This window comes from Streptomyces venezuelae (assembly GCF_008642315.1).
GTDB classification, from domain to species: domain Bacteria; phylum Actinomycetota; class Actinomycetes; order Streptomycetales; family Streptomycetaceae; genus Streptomyces; species Streptomyces venezuelae_D.
In genome coordinates, this window is the sequence record NZ_CP029192.1 from 5,092,835 (window position 1) to 5,106,618 (window position 13,784).

The window sequence follows — 13,784 nt, forward strand, 5'->3', positions numbered from 1 at the left end:
GGAGAGGGCGGTGGCGTTGTGGTGATGGGTGAGAAGGCGACGACCGAGCGGACGGACACGGCCGTGCCGTCCCCGGCGAGGCGGCTGGTCGGAGGCCTGCTGAGGAACTTCCGGGAGCGGTCGGGGATGTCCCGCAAGGATGTCGCCGGGCGGCTCCTGGTGTCGGAGTCCCTGGCGGGCGCGTACGAGCGGGCCGAGCGGATTCCGACGTCCAACTACTTGGACGACGCGGACTCGGTGCTGGACGCGCGGGGCGCGCTGAAGTCCTGCATCCCACTGATGGAGGAGGAGAAGTATCCGCCCACGTTTGTGGGGTGGGTGCGGCTGGAGAAGTCGGCGGCGAGCGTCAGCGCGTACGAGACCATGGTCTTCCCGGGCTTGTTGCAGACGGAGGACTACATCCGCGCGCTGTACGAGGAGCGCGTGCCGCAGCTGACTGGGGACCGGATCGAGAAGGACGTGATGGGCCGACTGGAACGGCAGGCGCTGCTGACCCGTACGCCGCCGGCGATGATCGGTTATGTGATCGAGGAGTCTGTCCTCAAGCGTCCTGTCGGCGGTCGAGAGGTGCTGAGGTTGCAGCTGCTTCATGTGCTGGAGTGTGTTCGTGCAATGCACCACCTGAAGGTGCAGATCATGCCGACGAATACGCGTGAACACGCGGGGCTACACGGGACAACCAACCTGCTAAGCACAGCTGAAGGCCGTAACTTCGCCTACGACGACGGTCAGATCAGCGGTAGGTTGATCTCGAATCCACTGGAGGTCAATCAACTCATCGACCGCTTCGGCGCCTTGCGGGCACAGGCACTTACGCCGCGGGCGTCTGCGGAACTGATCGAGAGAATGGTGGGACAGCTATGAACGCCGAGCTGGCGTGGTTCAAGAGCAGCTACAGCAGTAACGAAGGCGGCACGTGCATCGAAGTCGCCTACACCTGGCGCAAGTCGAGTTACAGCGACAACGAAGGCGGCGCGTGCGTAGAGGTAGCCACCTGCCCCCACGCCATCCACATCCGCGACTCCAAGACCGCCCACGAGGGCGGCCCCACCTTCACGGTCACGCCGACCGCGTGGGAGACCTTCCTGCGCTCAGCGCCCGAGTACGACCGTCCCTGACGAGCAGAACCAGCCGCCCGTCCCCGACGCCACCGCCAGTTCCGGCAGGGTTCCGTCAGCTCGGCGGACCTGGCCCGCTCCCGCCTGCCCCCTGAGCTGTCGTACCGCCTCCACCAGGAGGAACAGGCCCCGCATGCCGGGGTGCTGTGCCGAGAGGCCGCCGCCGTCCGTGTTCGTCGGCAGGCCGCCGTCCCGGAGCAGGCGGCCCTTCTCCACGAAGGGACCCCCCTCGCCCTTCTCGCAGAAGCCGAGGTCTTCCAGCGTCACCAGGGTCATGTACGTGAAGGCGTCGTAGATCTCGGCCACATCGATCTCGCCCGGCGTGACCCCGGCCCGCTCGAAGGCGAGGCGGCCGCTGACCGCCGCGGGGGAGACCGTGAAGTCGTCCCACTCGGACATCGTCGTGTGCGAGACGTGCTCGCCCGCGCCGAGCACCCAGACCGGCTCGGACGCGCAGTCCGCCACGTAATCCTCCGCGACGAGCAGCACCGCGCACCCGCCGTCGGAACGTATGCAGCAGTGCAGCTTCGTGAAGGGGTCGGCGATCATCGGGCCGTCCAGGACCTCGTCGACCGTGATCGGGTCGCGGAACATCGCGTCCGGGTTGGTCGCCGCGTTCGTCCGTGCCTGGACGGCGACGGAGGCGAGCTGTTCGAGCGTCGTGCCGTACTCGTGCATGTGGCGGCGCGCGGCCATCGCGTACTTGGCGATCAGGGAGTGCCCGTACGGGACCTCGAACTGGAGCGGGCCGCGCGCGCCGAAGGAGAGGTTCGAGGTGCGGCGCCGCGCCTTGATGTCGGCGCGTGCCGTCGAGCCGTAGACGAGGAGCACGGCGTTCGCGTGGCCCGCCGCTATCGCGTCCGCCGCGTGCGCCGCCATGACCTCCCAGGTGGCGCCGCCCACCGAGGTCGAGTCCACCCAGCGGGGACGCAGGCCGAGGTACTCGGCGACCTCCACCGGGGCCAGCGTGCCGAGACCCGCCGACGCGATGCCGTCGATGACGTCGCGGGCGAGGCCGGAGTCGGCGAGCGCGCGACGGGCCGCCTGGGCGTGCAGTGCGTACGGCGTGGCCTCGTCGACCCGCCCGCAGTCCGAGAGGGCGACACCGACGACGGCGACCTTGCGGGTGGAGCCGGAGCGGGTGGCAGATGACATGAATCTGACGGTACATCAGATACCCGTCCCGGCGAGAGGGGTCCGGTCACCGTCCACACTCTGTGCATATCGGCGCCACCGCCTTAACATGACGGCCCGTCAGATCTGGAACCCGGGCCGCCGTGCCCGGGCCCCCGGGGAGGAGCCTGCCGATGGATGCCGCCTTCAGCGCGGAGCAGGGCGAGATCCGCCGCACCCTTCGCGAAGTGATCTCCAAGCGGTGCGGGCCCGACGAGGTCAAAGCGGCCGTGCGCACGCCGGACGGCCACGACACCGCCCTGTGGACCGCCCTCGCCGAACAGCTCGGGCTGCCCGGCCTCGCGCTGCCCGAGGCGTGCGGCGGCGTGGGCTGCACGGCCGCGGAGCTCGCCCTCGGCGTCGAGGAACTGGGGCGCGCCCTCGCGCCGACCCCGCTCCTCGCCACCGCCGTACTCGCCGCCCCGCTCATCCTCGCCCTCGGCACCGCCGGGCAGCGCGCCGCCCACCTGCCCCGCATCGCCGCCGGAGAGCTGACCGCCGCCCTCGCCGTCCCCGGCGCCGGCCTCGCCACGGCCCTCGGGCTCACCGGCGACAATCGCGGCGACTGGGCGGGCGGCGGCCGCGCGGGCGGTGTGCAGGCGCGGACCGCCGACGGAACGTGGCGGTTGTACGGGCAGGCCGAGCAGGTCATCGACGGGCACAGCGCGGGGCTGCTCGTGGTCGCCGCGCACGCGGGCGGCTTCGCCCGCTCCCGTACGCTCCTCTTCCTCGTGCGCGAGGGGGCGCCCGGCATGGTGCGGGCCCGGCAGACCTCCCTCGACGAGACCCGCACGCAGGCCCGCGTCGAACTGCGCGACGTGGAGGCCGAGTTGCTGGGGAGCGATGACGCCGACGTGCCCGCCGCGCTCGCCGCCGTCGGGGACGTCGCGGCCACCGTCGTCGCCGCCGAGGCCGTCGGGGCGGCCGAGCGCGCTCTGGAGCGCACCGTCGAGTACGTGCGGCAGCGCGAGCAGTTCGGGCGCGCGATCGGGTCCTTCCAGGCGGTCAAGCACCGGCTCGCCGACGTGTACGTGCAGGTGCAGGCGGCGCGGTCCGCCGCCTACTACGCGGCGTGGGCCGCGGGCGCCGAGGCCGCCGGGTTCGGCGGCCAGGGCGCCGAGCGGGCCGGCGGGCTCGCGCTCGCGCAGGGGCTCGACGCGCTGCGGACCGCCGCGTCCGAAGCGGTGCAGCTGCACGGCGGCATCGGGTTCACCTGGGAGCACGAGGCGCACCTGTACTTCAAGCGGGCGTCCGGCGACGACCTCCTCTTCGGTCCTGTGCACCGGCTGCGGGCGCGGGCGGCGGAGCGGGCCGGGCTTTTCGGGCCCGCCGAGACCGGTGCGTCCGGTGAGTCCTGTGCGTCCGGTGCGTCCGGTGAGCCTGCCGAGGCCACCGAGGCCGCCGCGGTCGAGGAGGTCGTCTGATGCCGCCGGGGCTGCGGCTCGTGCAGAAGGTGTCGTCCACCCGCGCCTTCGCCAAGGTCGCGCCGCACTTCATTCCCGCCATGGACAGGGCCGTGCACCGTCTCACCCGGGGCAAGGTGCTGCCCAGCGCGCGGATGCTGCCCGGCGTCATCCTGACCGCGCGCGGCGCGAAAAGCGGCCTCGCGAGGCGCACGCCGCTGGCCTGCATGCCGGAGGAGGGCGGGCAGAGCTGGGTGCTGGTCGGGTCCAATTTCGGACGCCCGGGGCATCCCGCGTGGACCGCCAATCTGCTGGCCAACCCCGATGCCGAGGTGAGCTGGCGGGCCATCGACGTGCCCGTGCGGGCGCGGCTCCTGGCGGGGGAGGAGCGGGCCGAGGTCTGGGAGGCGGCGCTGAGGTTCTGGCCGCCGTACGCCGCGTATCAGTCCCGGGTGGAGCGGGAGATACGGCTGTTCCGGCTGGAACGCCGGGGTTGAGCGCGGGTCCCGACCACAACGGCGGATCACCGAAGTGATCCGCCGTCGGGCTGACAGGACCGGGAAGGGGCTCGGAAAGGAGCCCCTTGGGCTACTTCGTCGGCTTCTTGCCCGTTACGCCCAGATGTACCAACATCGCCAGATTCGGCTTCAGTTCGGTCTGCTTCACGCCCCACGTCTGGAAGCCCCGCTGGTGGGAGGCGACCGCCGCGAGCATCGCGACCAGGGAGCCCGCCATCGCCGTGGGGCTGATGTCCTTGTCGACCTTGCCCTTGGCCTGGAGCTCCTTGACGGTGTCCGTAAGGGAGTTGTTGACCGAGTTGAGGATCTTCATCCTGATCTTGTAGAAGCGCTTGTCGCCCTCGGCGGCGCCCAGGTCGACGACGCGGAGGATCGCGTCGTTCTTGCGCCAGAAGTCGAGGAAGCCCTCCACCAGGTCCTGGGATGTCTGCCACCCCGCCTTGCCGACCCACGAGCGCCCGTCGAGGAGCTGGGTCAACTCGGCGCCCTCCGCGGCCATTTGCTCCGCGATCTCCAGGACGGCGCCCTCGACATCGGGGAAGTACTGGTAGAAGGTCGCGGGTGAAGTCCCCGCCTTCCGGGCGACGTCGATGACTTTGACGTCCCGGTAGGGCGAGGAGCTGAGCATCTCGCTGAGGCAGTCGAGCAGCTTCTGACGCGTCGCCTGACCGCGCCGACCGGCCACGCGGCCGTCGACGGTACGTACCTGTCCTGTCATGCCGTCAGCTTACCGAGGGGTGATCGGAGCGCGATTCGGCCGAGTGCAAATGGGGTTGAGGCGCGTGAGTGGGGCGGATGGAGCGGTCGGCCGAGCCCCGCCGGACACCCCCGTGCGCGCCCCATGAAAATAAGCCAAGCGTTCGATTTTCTGCGCTGCGGGGACCGGGGCGGGCCGTTAGCTTGACTTGCATGGACTACGCGGAGCGGAACACAGGGGGCGGATACGCGGAGGGCGTGCCCTGCTGGGCCGACGCCATGCTGCCCGACGTGGAGGGCGGCAAGCGGTTCTACGGTGAGCTCTTCGGGTGGACTTTCGGCACGGGTTCCGGGCCGGAGTACGGGCACTACACCCAGGCGTACGGCGACGGCCTCCCCGTCGCCGCGCTCGCCCCCAAGGCCGACGGCCGCATGCCCACCGTATGGACGGTGTACCTGGCCAGCCCCGACGCCGCCGCGCTCGCCGAGCGGATCAAGGGCGCGGGCGGCTCGATGATCACGGACGTCATGCAGGTGGGGCCCTTCGGGTCCATGGGCCTCGCCGCGGACCCCGAGGGCGCCGTCTTCGGGCTCTGGCAGGCCGGGACGCACCAGGGCTTCGGGAAGCAGGGGAAGCCCGGTTCGTACTGCTGGACCGAGGTGTACTCCCGGGACAAGGACCTGGTCGACCCGTTCTACGAGCGCGTCTTCGGATACGGCGGCCTCGACCTGGACCTCGACGGCGAGGACTTCCGCATCTGGTCGCCCGCGGGCACCGAGCCGGGCCCCGACACCGCGGTCGGCGGACGCAGCCTCCTGGCCGGGCTCTCCCCGGCCGTCCCCGTCGCCGACCGGTACGTTCCCGCGCGGATGCCCGCGCACTTCCTCGTCTACTTCAACGTGGCCGACGCCGACGCCAGCGCCGCCGCGGTGACCCGCCTCGGCGGGCGCGTGCGCACCCCTCCGGCCGACACCCCGTACGGTCGGATCGCGGTGTTCACGGACAATCAAGGGGCGACGTTCGCGGTCCTTCAGGGCTGAGCGGCCGTCCCGGAGGCCCGGAGGCGGGGTTTTGTCCGTAGACACCCCGATCCCGCCCCGGGTTCGCAACCGTCGCCTCGGACAGGAAGAATCAGGGTGCGTGCCGCCGTAGCGGCTCGGTGGTGAGACGCTGCACGGGGCTGTCTTCTTCGGCGGCCGCGTACGGGGAGGTGGCAGGGCAAGTGGTGGATCAGCTGACGCAGCACGATCCGAGGCGGATCGGCCCGTTCGAGGTCCTCGGCAGGCTGGGCGCCGGTGGCATGGGCCTGGTCTATCTCGCGCGTTCCGCGTCGGGACGGCGCGTGGCGATCAAGACGGTGCGGACCGAGCTCGCCGAGGACCAGCTGTTCCGCGTCCGCTTCACGCGCGAGGTCGAGGCGGCCCGCGCCGTGTCCGGTTTCTATACGGCAGCCGTGGTGGACGCCGATCCGCGGGCCGCCGTGCCCTGGCTCGCCACGGCGTACGTCCCCGCGCCCTCCCTCGAAGAAATAGTGAATGAACACGGGCCGCTGCCCACCCAGGCGGTGCGCTGGCTGGCGGCAGGCGTGGCCGAGGCCCTGGAGTCCATCCACGGCGCGGGCCTGGTCCACCGTGACCTCAAGCCGTCCAACGTCCTCGTCGTCGAGGACGGGCCGCGCGTCATCGACTTCGGTATCGCGTCCGGCGTCTCCAACACCCGGCTGACCATGACGAACGTCGCCGTGGGCACGCCCGCGTACATGTCGCCCGAGCAGGCGAAGGACTCGCGCAGCGTGACCGGCGCGAGCGACGTCTTCTCGCTCGGCTCCACCCTCGTCTTCGCCGCCACCGGGCACGCGCCATTCCACGGCGCCAACCCCGTCGAGACCGTCTTCATGCTGCTCAGGGAGGGCCCCGACCTCGAAGGGCTGCCCGCCGAGCTGCGCCCCCTCATCGAGTCCTGCATGCAGATGGAGGCCGCGCTCCGCCCCACCCCCGGCGACCTCCAGTCCCAGCTCGCCCCGCACCTCTTCGCCTCCGAGAGCGGCGACAACGACGACAGCGGCACGGCGTCCGCCTGGCTGCCGGAGCGGGCCGTCGCGCTCATCGAGGCCCGCAGGGGCGGCCGCCCGCCCGCCCGCGTCCCCGCCGGCGCGGGCCGCAGCGGTGGCCGGGGCGCCGCCCCCGCCGCGGCGCAGGTGTCCGCCGTACCCGCCACCGCGCCGCCGCCCCCGCCGCAGCCCCCGCACCAGCCGTCCCAGCCCTTCGCGGTCACGCCCGACGCGGGGCCCGTGCGGCTGGCCGGGGCGAAGGTGCCGATCGGCCCCGGGCCGCGAGTGGCCGGCGCACGCTCCGCCGCCGTGCCCGCCGACCCCGGGCTCGCCGGTTCCTGGTCCCGCTCGTCCGCCCACCGCGCCGCGGCCAACGGCGTCGACCCGGCCGCCCCCGCGGTCCCCGCGCCCGCCCCGGCCCCCGACGCGGGCGCCACGTGGCGGCCCTGGCGCTTCCGCATGTCCAACGACGTGTGGGGCACCCCCGCCGTCGCGGGCAACCTGGTCTACGTCACGTCCTTCGAGGTCCACGCCCTGGACGTCGGCACAGGACGCCGCAGCTTCAAGACGCGCGACGTCGCCTGGTCCATGGCGGTCGCCGACGGCCGCGTCCACGCCTCCGACGGGCCCACCCTCTACGCCCTGGACGGGGCCGACGGCTCCGACCTGTGGCGACTGCCGACCGACGCCTGGGTGTACTCGCTCCAGGCCGACCGCGGCACCGTCGTCACCGGCACCCGGGGCGGTGGCGTCCAGGCCTGGGAGGCCGTCAACGGCGAGAAGCTCTGGGAGATCACCGGCGCGCAAACCGACTTCGAGACGCCGGAGGCCGGGCCCCGCGTCTGCGACGGCACGGTGTACGTCTGGAAGGACGCCAGGCTGCGGGCCCTGGAGGCACGCACCGGCGAGGAACGCTGGTCGTACCCCGTGGGCGACGCGGCCTCCTGCGGGGGCGTGCCCGTGCGGCTCACCCAGGCGCAGGACGGATACGTGTACGTGGCCGCGGGCAGCCGCGTCCTCGCGATCGACGTCGCCGGGGGCCACGTCCGCTGGCACTTCGAGGCGCCCGCCGCCTTCCTCTGCCCGCCCGCCTTCGCACCCGGGCCCGCCGTGACGGGCGGCGGCGTGTACCTCGCCGACTACCTCGGCACGGTGTACGCCCTCGACGCGACGGACGGCCGCGACCGCTGGCGCATCGCCACGGAGTCCCGCTCCTCCATCGAGCCGGTCCTCGTCGCCGACGGCCACGTCCACGTGGGCAGCGGCAAGGGGCTCTACACCCTCGACGCGGTCACGGGCACGCCGAAGTGGCGGTTCCAGGCGGGCGGCGAGGTCGTCGGCACGCCCGTCGTCGCCGACCGGCGCATCCACTTCGGCTCCACGGACCACCTGCTGTACACCCTGAAGGCGGACGACGGCCGCCTCCGCTGGAAGCTCGCCACCGGCGGCGAGATCACGGGAGCGCCCGTGGTGCGGGACGGCGTGGTGTACGCGTGCAGCAAGGACCGGTGCGTGTACGCGCTGGACGCGGAGCGGGGGACGGGGACGTCGCCCAAGGCGTAGTCCCCAGTCCTCCCGCCCCGGCTCCCTCCGCCGGGCTCACCGCGTGCGGAAGCCGCCGCTCCTGCGGTGCTCGAACAGCTCCGCCTGCCGGTCCGACGGCAGATTGCCGAGGGCGATCAGGTGGGGCGCGTGCGCGAGAGCCTGCGTGCGGGCCGCCTCCTTCGCCGACCAGACGGCCCGTACGGTGCCCTGCACCGCCTCCGTGGGGTACGAGGCGATGGTCTCGGCGGCGTGGACGGCCGCGGACAGTGCGCCGCCCGACGGCGTCAGCTCGGAGACCAGGCCCGTCTCGTACGCGCGCCGGGCGGAGACCCGCTCGGCCGTGCCCATCAGCGCCATCCTCGCGACCTCGCCGAACGGCATGCGCTGCGCCATGTGGATCGTCTCGTACGCGCTGACCATCCCGTACGTGGTGTGCGGATCGAAGAACGCGGCGTGCTCGTCCGCCACGACGAACTCGCACTCCCCGATGAGGTAGAAGGCGCCGCCGCACGCCATGCCGTTGACGGCCGCGATCACCGGCTTCCACAGGTCGTTGGCCTTCGGGCCGATGGTGAGGAGCGGGTCGTCGATCGTGTACGGGGAGGCGGGCTGCGGGACGTCCGTGGCCCGGTCGATGCCGGTGCAGAACGCCTTCTCGCCCGCGCCGGTCACGACGACCGCCCGTACGGTGTCGTCGAACCGGAAGCGGCGCCAGGTCGCGGCCAGTTCGTCCGCCGTCCGTACGTCGATCGCGTTGTGGCGCTCCGGGCGGTCCAGGGTCAGGACCGCGACACCCGTGTCCTTGTCGACGTCCGTGCGCAGGGCGCCGGCCCCGGCCGGGGTGGTCATGGGCGCTCCAGGATCCAGCGCGGGACCACGGTTCCGGCGACCTCCGCGAAGACGGCCTGCACCTTCGCGCCGATGCGCAGCCGTTCCGGGGCGACGGAGTCCAGGGGCGCGTCCGGGGCCGCGACGAGGTTGCCGACGAGGCGGATCGGCGGGGCGTCGGCGAGCTCGACGATGATCGCGTTGTAGGGGGCCTGCTCGGCGTAGGCGGGGAGGAGCGGGGGGTGCGGGAAGACGTACGACCAGATGCGGCCGCGTCCGCTCATGCGGCGCCAGTCGCTGTCGAAGGACTGGCAGTGGGGGCAGCAGGGGCGGGGTGGGAAGCGGAGTTCGCCGCACGGGGTGCAGGCTTGGATCCGTAGTTCGCCTTGAGCGGCGTAGGTCCAGAAGGGGGCGCCGTCTTCGTCCTGCGTGGGCGTCAGGAGGGGTTCCGTCTTTGCCGTCGCGTCTGCCATCGTCTCTTCTCTCGCGAGTGCGGGCTCGTTGTGGTTGCTCGCGCAGTTCCCCGCGCGGCCCCCTACGGGGCCCTCAGGAGCAGCGCTGAGGTGGGGACGCCCTCTCCTGCCGTCACCAGGCAGGTAGCGGCGTCCGGGACCTGCGCCGTGCTCGTGCCCCGCAGCTGCTTCACGCCCTCGTTGATGAGGTTGAAGCCGTGGACGTACGCCTCGCTGAGTCCGCCGCCGCCCGTGTTGATGGGGAGGCGGCCGCCGCTCTCCAGGGCGCCGCCCTCCGTGAACGCGCCGCCCTCGCCGCGGTCGCAGAAGCCGTACCCCTCCAAGGAGAGGGGGATGAGCGGGGTGAACGCGTCGTAGATCTGGGCGACGTCCACGTCCTGCGGGCCGAAGTCCGCCTGTTTCCACAGGTGTCGGGCGGCCGTCCAGGCGGGGCCCGAGAGCGGGTCGTCGGTCCAGTAGTTGACCATGCCGTGGTGCTGGGCGGGCAGGCCCTGCGCGACGGAGTGGACGTACACCGGCTTCTGCCGGCAGTCGCGCGCCCGCTCGGCGGAGACGATCACGCACGCCAGGGCGCCGTCCGTCTCCAGGCAGTTGTCGAAGAGACAGAGCGGTTCGCTGATCCAGCGCGACGTCATATACATGTCCCGGGTCAGCGGGCGCTCGTACATCATCGCGGCCGGGTTCTGGTTGGCGCGGTTGCGGCAGGCGAGGGCGACGTTGAAGAGGTGGTCGCGGGTCGTGCCGTACTCGTGCATGTGACGGCGCGCGAGCATCGCGATCTCGTCGGCGGGGCGGAGCAGGCCGAAGGGGCGCGTCCACTGGGCGGGCGTGGGGAGTTGGACCGTGGTGTTCTTCCAGGGGCGCGGGCCGCTGCCGCGTTTGCGGGAGCGCCAGGCGATGCCGACGCTCGCCTGCCCGGTGGCGATGGCGGACGCGAGGTGGCCGACGGTGGCGCAGGAACCGCCGCCGCCGTAGCCGACCTTGCTGAAGAAGGTGACGTCGCCCGCGCCGACGGCCTTGGCGACCTCGACCTCGTCGGTCTCCTCCATCGTGTACGAGGCGAAGGCGTCGACCTCGGACGGCGCGATCCCGGCGTCGTCGAGCGCGGCCACGATCGCCCGGCACGCCAACTCCTTCTCGCTCGAACGGAGTTGTTTCGCGAACGGGGTCTGGCCGATCCCGACTATCGCTGTGGCGTCCTTGAGTGAAGCCATGGGCAACGGCACCTCCGCCTGTCGCGAGCGTGTCACCACTGCTGACAGCGCGTCAGGCTACAGCTAATCTGACGGATAGTCAGCTAGCAGGAGGAGCATGCGATGCGGGGCGACCTGGAGTGGGGCAGCATCCCGGGACTCGTACGGGCGGCCGCCGAGCGGTACGGCCCGCGGGAGGCGGTCGTCGAGGGCCGCACCCGCATCTCGTACGCGGAACTGGGCGAGCGCGTCGGGCACGCCGCGGCCGCCTGCATGGCCAACGGCGTCGAGCCCGGCGACCGCGTCGCCGTCTGGGCGCCGAACACCCTCGACTGGATCGTCTCCGCGCTCGGCGCCGTCAGCGCGGGCGCGGTCCTCGTCCCCCTCAACACCCGCTTCAAGGGTACGGAGGCGGCATACGTCCTGGCCCGCAGCCGTGCCAAGCTCCTCTTCGTCACGGGCACGTTCCTCGGCACGTCGTACGTCGCCTCGCTGCGCCGCGCCGCCGCGGACGGACCGGGTGACGGACCGCTGCCGGGGCTGCCGCACCTGGAGCAGGTCGTCGTCCTCGCCGACGACGCGCCGCAGTCCTTCCGCACCTGGAAGGACTTCCTGGCGAGCGGCGACGGGGTCCCCGCGGACGCGGTCCGCACGCGCGCGGACTCCGTCGAGGGCTCCGCGCCCTCGGACATCATCTTCACCTCGGGCACGACCGGCCGCCCCAAGGGCGCCGTCATCACCCACGCCCAGACCCTGCGGTGCTACGACGTGTGGAGCGACCTGGCCGGGCTGCGCGAGGGCGACCGCTACCTGATCGTGAACCCGTTCTTCCACACCTTCGGCTACAAGGCCGGGATCATCGCGTGCCTGATGCGGGGCGCGACGATGGTGCCGCAGCCGGTCTTCAACGTCGACACGGTCCTCGCCAACGTGGCGGCGGAACGCATCTCGGTCCTTCCCGGTCCGCCCACCCTGCACCAGTCGATCCTCGACCACCCCTCCCGCGACCAGCACGACCTCTCCGCACTGCGCCTCGTGGTGACCGGCGCCGCCGTGGTGCCGCTGCAACTGGTGGAGCGGCTGCGGGCGGAGCTGCGCATCGCCACCGTCCTGACCGCGTACGGACTTTCGGAGGCCAGCGGCATCGTCACGATGTGCCGCCGCGGCGACCCGGCCGACGTCATCGCGGCGACGTCGGGCCGGGCCATCCCCGACACGGAGGTACGGGTGGTGGGCCCCGGCGGCGAGCCGCTCGCACCCGGCCGCACCGGCGAGGTGTTCGTCCGCGGCCACCACGTCATGCAGGGCTACTTCGAGGACCCGGAGGAGACGGAGCGGTGCGTGACCCCCGACGGGTGGCTGCGCACGGGCGACGTCGGCGTCCTCGACGAGGACGGCAACCTCCGCATCACGGACCGCATCAAGGACATGTTCATCGTCGGCGGCTTCAACGCCTACCCCGCCGAGATAGAGCAACTCCTCGGCGTGCACCCCGCCGTGGCGGACGTCGCGGTGATCGGCGTGCCCGATCCGAGGCTCGGCGAGGTCGGCAAGGCGTACGTGGTGCGGCGCCCCGGGGCGGTGGTCACGGCGGACGACCTGATCGCGTGGTCCCGCAGGGAGATGGCGAACTACAAGGTGCCGAGAGCCGTCGAGTTCGTGGCGGAGCTGCCGAGGAACGCGAGCGGGAAGGTGGTGAAAGGGGCGCTACGGGCACGCTAGTTGGCGCCGGCGGCGATCAGCGCCTCCCGCTCCTCGGCGCCGAGCTCCACGCAGAACTCGTTGCCCTCCGGGTCGGTGAGGGTGACCCAGCCCCGGCCGTTCGGCCTGCGGTGGTCCTCGTACAGCTTCGCACCGAGCGCGAGGAGCCGCTCGACCTCCTCGTCGCGGGTGCGGTCCCGCGGCTGGAGGTCGATGTGCAGCCGGTTCTTGACGGACTTGGCGTCCGGCACGGTCACGAAGAGCAGGGCGGTGCCCTCGGCCGTCACCAGGGCCTCCGGGTCGCCGGGGAAGTCGTCGTCGGCGAGGCTGCCGCCGAGGACCTCGGCCCAGAAGGCGCCCTGGCGGTAGGCATCGATGGCGTCGAACGTGAGGTGGCGCACAAGAGAAGTCATGGGCGGCACTATTCGCTGTGCGGGGCGGGCGTGTCCACGGATATATGCGGCGGGGACGCGGGGTTGCGGTGGTTGGCGGTTCAGTGGCCGGTGGGGGGCGTGACGCAACCGGTCTCGGGGAAGCGGCCGTTCACGTCCGCGCCGAAGCCGGTCGCCCCGATGTAGCCGGTGACGCAGGCGTCGTCCCCCACGGAGAGCCCGATCAACGCCCCCTCCTGGTCGCCCTCAGCGGTCGGGTACTGCTCCTGGACATCAAGCCGATCCTCGTACCCCAGCTTGTCGACGAGTTCAGTGCGCACGCTGAACGCATCCCACTTCTTCGTCTCCCAGAGCCGCTTCAGGACGGGGTGGATGCGGGCGGCCTCGTCCCACGCGGCCGCCCGTCCGGAGAGCGACACCTCAGCGGGGCGGCGGTAGGCGTTGTTCTCCCTGTTGTGCGGCGCGCCGTCGATGACTCCGGGCTCCACGTAAGGGGAGGCGCCGGAGGAGGGGGCCGTGCCGTCGACCCTCGGAGTCGGGACTCCACCGTCTCGCTGTGTCGGGGCCCCGGCGGCCCCCGGGCGCTCGTCGCCGCAGGCGGTGAGGACGGCGGCGGCGCACAGGAGCAGGGCGGGCACGCGCGTCCCGCGCAGCACTGAGTACGTCGAGGTGGCCATGCTCATGACTGTGCCA

Annotated in this window: 14 protein-coding genes; 7 read left to right on the forward strand and 7 right to left on the reverse strand. The window is 72.2% G+C overall.

The annotated features are described in order from the left end of the window. Window positions 1-24 precede the first annotated feature (24 nt). Both DEJ48_RS22345 and DEJ48_RS22350 read left to right on the forward strand, forming a co-directional pair. Window positions 25-864 (forward strand): helix-turn-helix transcriptional regulator, encoded by an 840-nt coding sequence (locus DEJ48_RS22345; RefSeq protein ID WP_150217868.1) that lies wholly within the window; start codon window positions 25-27, stop codon window positions 862-864. Further along, window positions 861-1,118 carry a DUF397 domain-containing protein gene (locus DEJ48_RS22350; RefSeq protein ID WP_150217869.1) on the forward strand — a complete coding sequence of 86 codons (258 nt, stop codon included), beginning with the start codon at window positions 861-863 and terminating at the stop codon, window positions 1,116-1,118. The genes DEJ48_RS22345 and DEJ48_RS22350 overlap by 4 nt, the downstream gene beginning before the upstream one ends. Here DEJ48_RS22350 and DEJ48_RS22355 read toward each other — a convergent pair. After that, the gene (locus tag DEJ48_RS22355; protein WP_150217870.1) at window positions 1,092-2,273 is read right to left on the reverse strand and encodes a thiolase C-terminal domain-containing protein; all 1,182 of its coding nucleotides are present in this window, start codon (window positions 2,271-2,273) and stop codon (window positions 1,092-1,094) included. The two genes, DEJ48_RS22350 and DEJ48_RS22355, sit on opposite strands and share 27 nt — an antisense overlap. 152 nt (window positions 2,274-2,425) lie before the next feature. Between DEJ48_RS22355 and DEJ48_RS22360 the strand changes: the two genes are divergently transcribed. Further along, window positions 2,426-3,715, forward strand: coding sequence for an acyl-CoA dehydrogenase family protein (locus DEJ48_RS22360; RefSeq protein WP_150217871.1), 1,290 nt, complete (start codon window positions 2,426-2,428; stop codon window positions 3,713-3,715). After that, window positions 3,715-4,191, forward strand: a complete 477-nt coding sequence (locus tag DEJ48_RS22365) for a nitroreductase/quinone reductase family protein (RefSeq protein WP_150217872.1) — start codon at window positions 3,715-3,717, stop codon at window positions 4,189-4,191. The genes DEJ48_RS22360 and DEJ48_RS22365 overlap by 1 nt, the downstream gene beginning before the upstream one ends. Before the next feature lie 91 nt (window positions 4,192-4,282). On the opposite strand, the gene DEJ48_RS22370 is transcribed toward DEJ48_RS22365, so the two are convergent. Continuing rightward, window positions 4,283-4,930, reverse strand: coding sequence for a TetR family transcriptional regulator (locus tag DEJ48_RS22370; RefSeq protein ID WP_150217873.1), 648 nt, complete (start codon window positions 4,928-4,930; stop codon window positions 4,283-4,285). A gap of 191 nt (window positions 4,931-5,121) precedes the next feature. Here DEJ48_RS22370 and DEJ48_RS22375 point away from each other — a divergent pair, with 191 nt between their 5' ends. Next, the gene (locus DEJ48_RS22375; RefSeq protein ID WP_150217874.1) at window positions 5,122-5,949 is read left to right on the forward strand and encodes a VOC family protein; all 828 of its coding nucleotides are present in this window, start codon (window positions 5,122-5,124) and stop codon (window positions 5,947-5,949) included. A gap of 182 nt (window positions 5,950-6,131) precedes the next feature. Next, entirely contained in the window at window positions 6,132-8,522 is a 2,391-nt protein-coding gene (locus tag DEJ48_RS22380) for a serine/threonine-protein kinase (RefSeq protein ID WP_150217875.1), read from the forward strand. 36 nt (window positions 8,523-8,558) lie between these two features. On the opposite strand, the gene DEJ48_RS22385 is transcribed toward DEJ48_RS22380, so the two are convergent. The 3 genes from DEJ48_RS22385 to DEJ48_RS22395 all read right to left on the reverse strand — a co-directional run bounded on the left by DEJ48_RS22385 (window position 8,559) and on the right by DEJ48_RS22395 (window position 11,019). After that, window positions 8,559-9,353 (reverse strand): enoyl-CoA hydratase/isomerase family protein, encoded by a 795-nt coding sequence (locus DEJ48_RS22385; RefSeq protein WP_150217876.1) that lies wholly within the window; start codon window positions 9,351-9,353, stop codon window positions 8,559-8,561. Beyond that, a complete protein-coding gene (locus DEJ48_RS22390) occupies window positions 9,350-9,805 on the reverse strand; it encodes a Zn-ribbon domain-containing OB-fold protein (RefSeq protein ID WP_150217877.1) in 456 nt (151 codons plus the stop codon). Before DEJ48_RS22390 ends, DEJ48_RS22385 begins: the two co-directional genes overlap by 4 nt. A gap of 62 nt (window positions 9,806-9,867) precedes the next feature. Continuing rightward, window positions 9,868-11,019, reverse strand: a complete 1,152-nt coding sequence (locus DEJ48_RS22395) for a lipid-transfer protein (RefSeq protein WP_150217878.1) — start codon at window positions 11,017-11,019, stop codon at window positions 9,868-9,870. A 102-nt stretch (window positions 11,020-11,121) separates the two neighbouring features. Here DEJ48_RS22395 and DEJ48_RS22400 point away from each other — a divergent pair, with 102 nt between their 5' ends. Next, complete coding sequence (locus DEJ48_RS22400; protein ID WP_150217879.1) at window positions 11,122-12,720, forward strand: FadD3 family acyl-CoA ligase; 1,599 nt, start codon at window positions 11,122-11,124, stop codon at window positions 12,718-12,720. Here DEJ48_RS22400 and DEJ48_RS22405 read toward each other — a convergent pair. Then, entirely contained in the window at window positions 12,717-13,112 is a 396-nt protein-coding gene (locus DEJ48_RS22405; RefSeq protein WP_150217880.1) for a VOC family protein, read from the reverse strand. The genes DEJ48_RS22400 and DEJ48_RS22405 overlap by 4 nt on opposite strands. A gap of 80 nt (window positions 13,113-13,192) precedes the next feature. Continuing rightward, window positions 13,193-13,768 carry a hypothetical protein gene (locus DEJ48_RS22410; RefSeq protein ID WP_150217881.1) on the reverse strand — a complete coding sequence of 192 codons (576 nt, stop codon included), beginning with the start codon at window positions 13,766-13,768 and terminating at the stop codon, window positions 13,193-13,195. Between the last annotated feature and the right edge of the window lie 16 nt (window positions 13,769-13,784).

What these genes read in the sequence shown, in the direction of transcription:
- DEJ48_RS22345 (WP_150217868.1), top strand. Translation starts at nt 25, where the DNA reads ATGGGTGAGAAGGCGACGACCGAGCGGACGGACACGGCCGTGCCGTCC.
- DEJ48_RS22350 (WP_150217869.1), top strand. Translation starts at nt 861, where the DNA reads ATGAACGCCGAGCTGGCGTGGTTCAAGAGCAGCTACAGCAGTAACGAA.
- DEJ48_RS22355 (WP_150217870.1), bottom strand. Translation starts at nt 2,273, where the DNA reads ATGTCATCTGCCACCCGCTCCGGCTCCACCCGCAAGGTCGCCGTCGTC.
- DEJ48_RS22360 (WP_150217871.1), top strand. Translation starts at nt 2,426, where the DNA reads ATGGATGCCGCCTTCAGCGCGGAGCAGGGCGAGATCCGCCGCACCCTT.
- DEJ48_RS22365 (WP_150217872.1), top strand. Translation starts at nt 3,715, where the DNA reads ATGCCGCCGGGGCTGCGGCTCGTGCAGAAGGTGTCGTCCACCCGCGCC.
- DEJ48_RS22370 (WP_150217873.1), bottom strand. Translation starts at nt 4,930, where the DNA reads ATGACAGGACAGGTACGTACCGTCGACGGCCGCGTGGCCGGTCGGCGC.
- DEJ48_RS22375 (WP_150217874.1), top strand. Translation starts at nt 5,122, where the DNA reads ATGGACTACGCGGAGCGGAACACAGGGGGCGGATACGCGGAGGGCGTG.
- DEJ48_RS22385 (WP_150217876.1), bottom strand. Translation starts at nt 9,353, where the DNA reads ATGACCACCCCGGCCGGGGCCGGCGCCCTGCGCACGGACGTCGACAAG.
- DEJ48_RS22390 (WP_150217877.1), bottom strand. Translation starts at nt 9,805, where the DNA reads ATGGCAGACGCGACGGCAAAGACGGAACCCCTCCTGACGCCCACGCAG.
- DEJ48_RS22395 (WP_150217878.1), bottom strand. Translation starts at nt 11,019, where the DNA reads ATGGCTTCACTCAAGGACGCCACAGCGATAGTCGGGATCGGCCAGACC.
- DEJ48_RS22400 (WP_150217879.1), top strand. Translation starts at nt 11,122, where the DNA reads ATGCGGGGCGACCTGGAGTGGGGCAGCATCCCGGGACTCGTACGGGCG.
- DEJ48_RS22405 (WP_150217880.1), bottom strand. Translation starts at nt 13,112, where the DNA reads ATGACTTCTCTTGTGCGCCACCTCACGTTCGACGCCATCGATGCCTAC.
- DEJ48_RS22410 (WP_150217881.1), bottom strand. Translation starts at nt 13,768, where the DNA reads ATGGCCACCTCGACGTACTCAGTGCTGCGCGGGACGCGCGTGCCCGCC.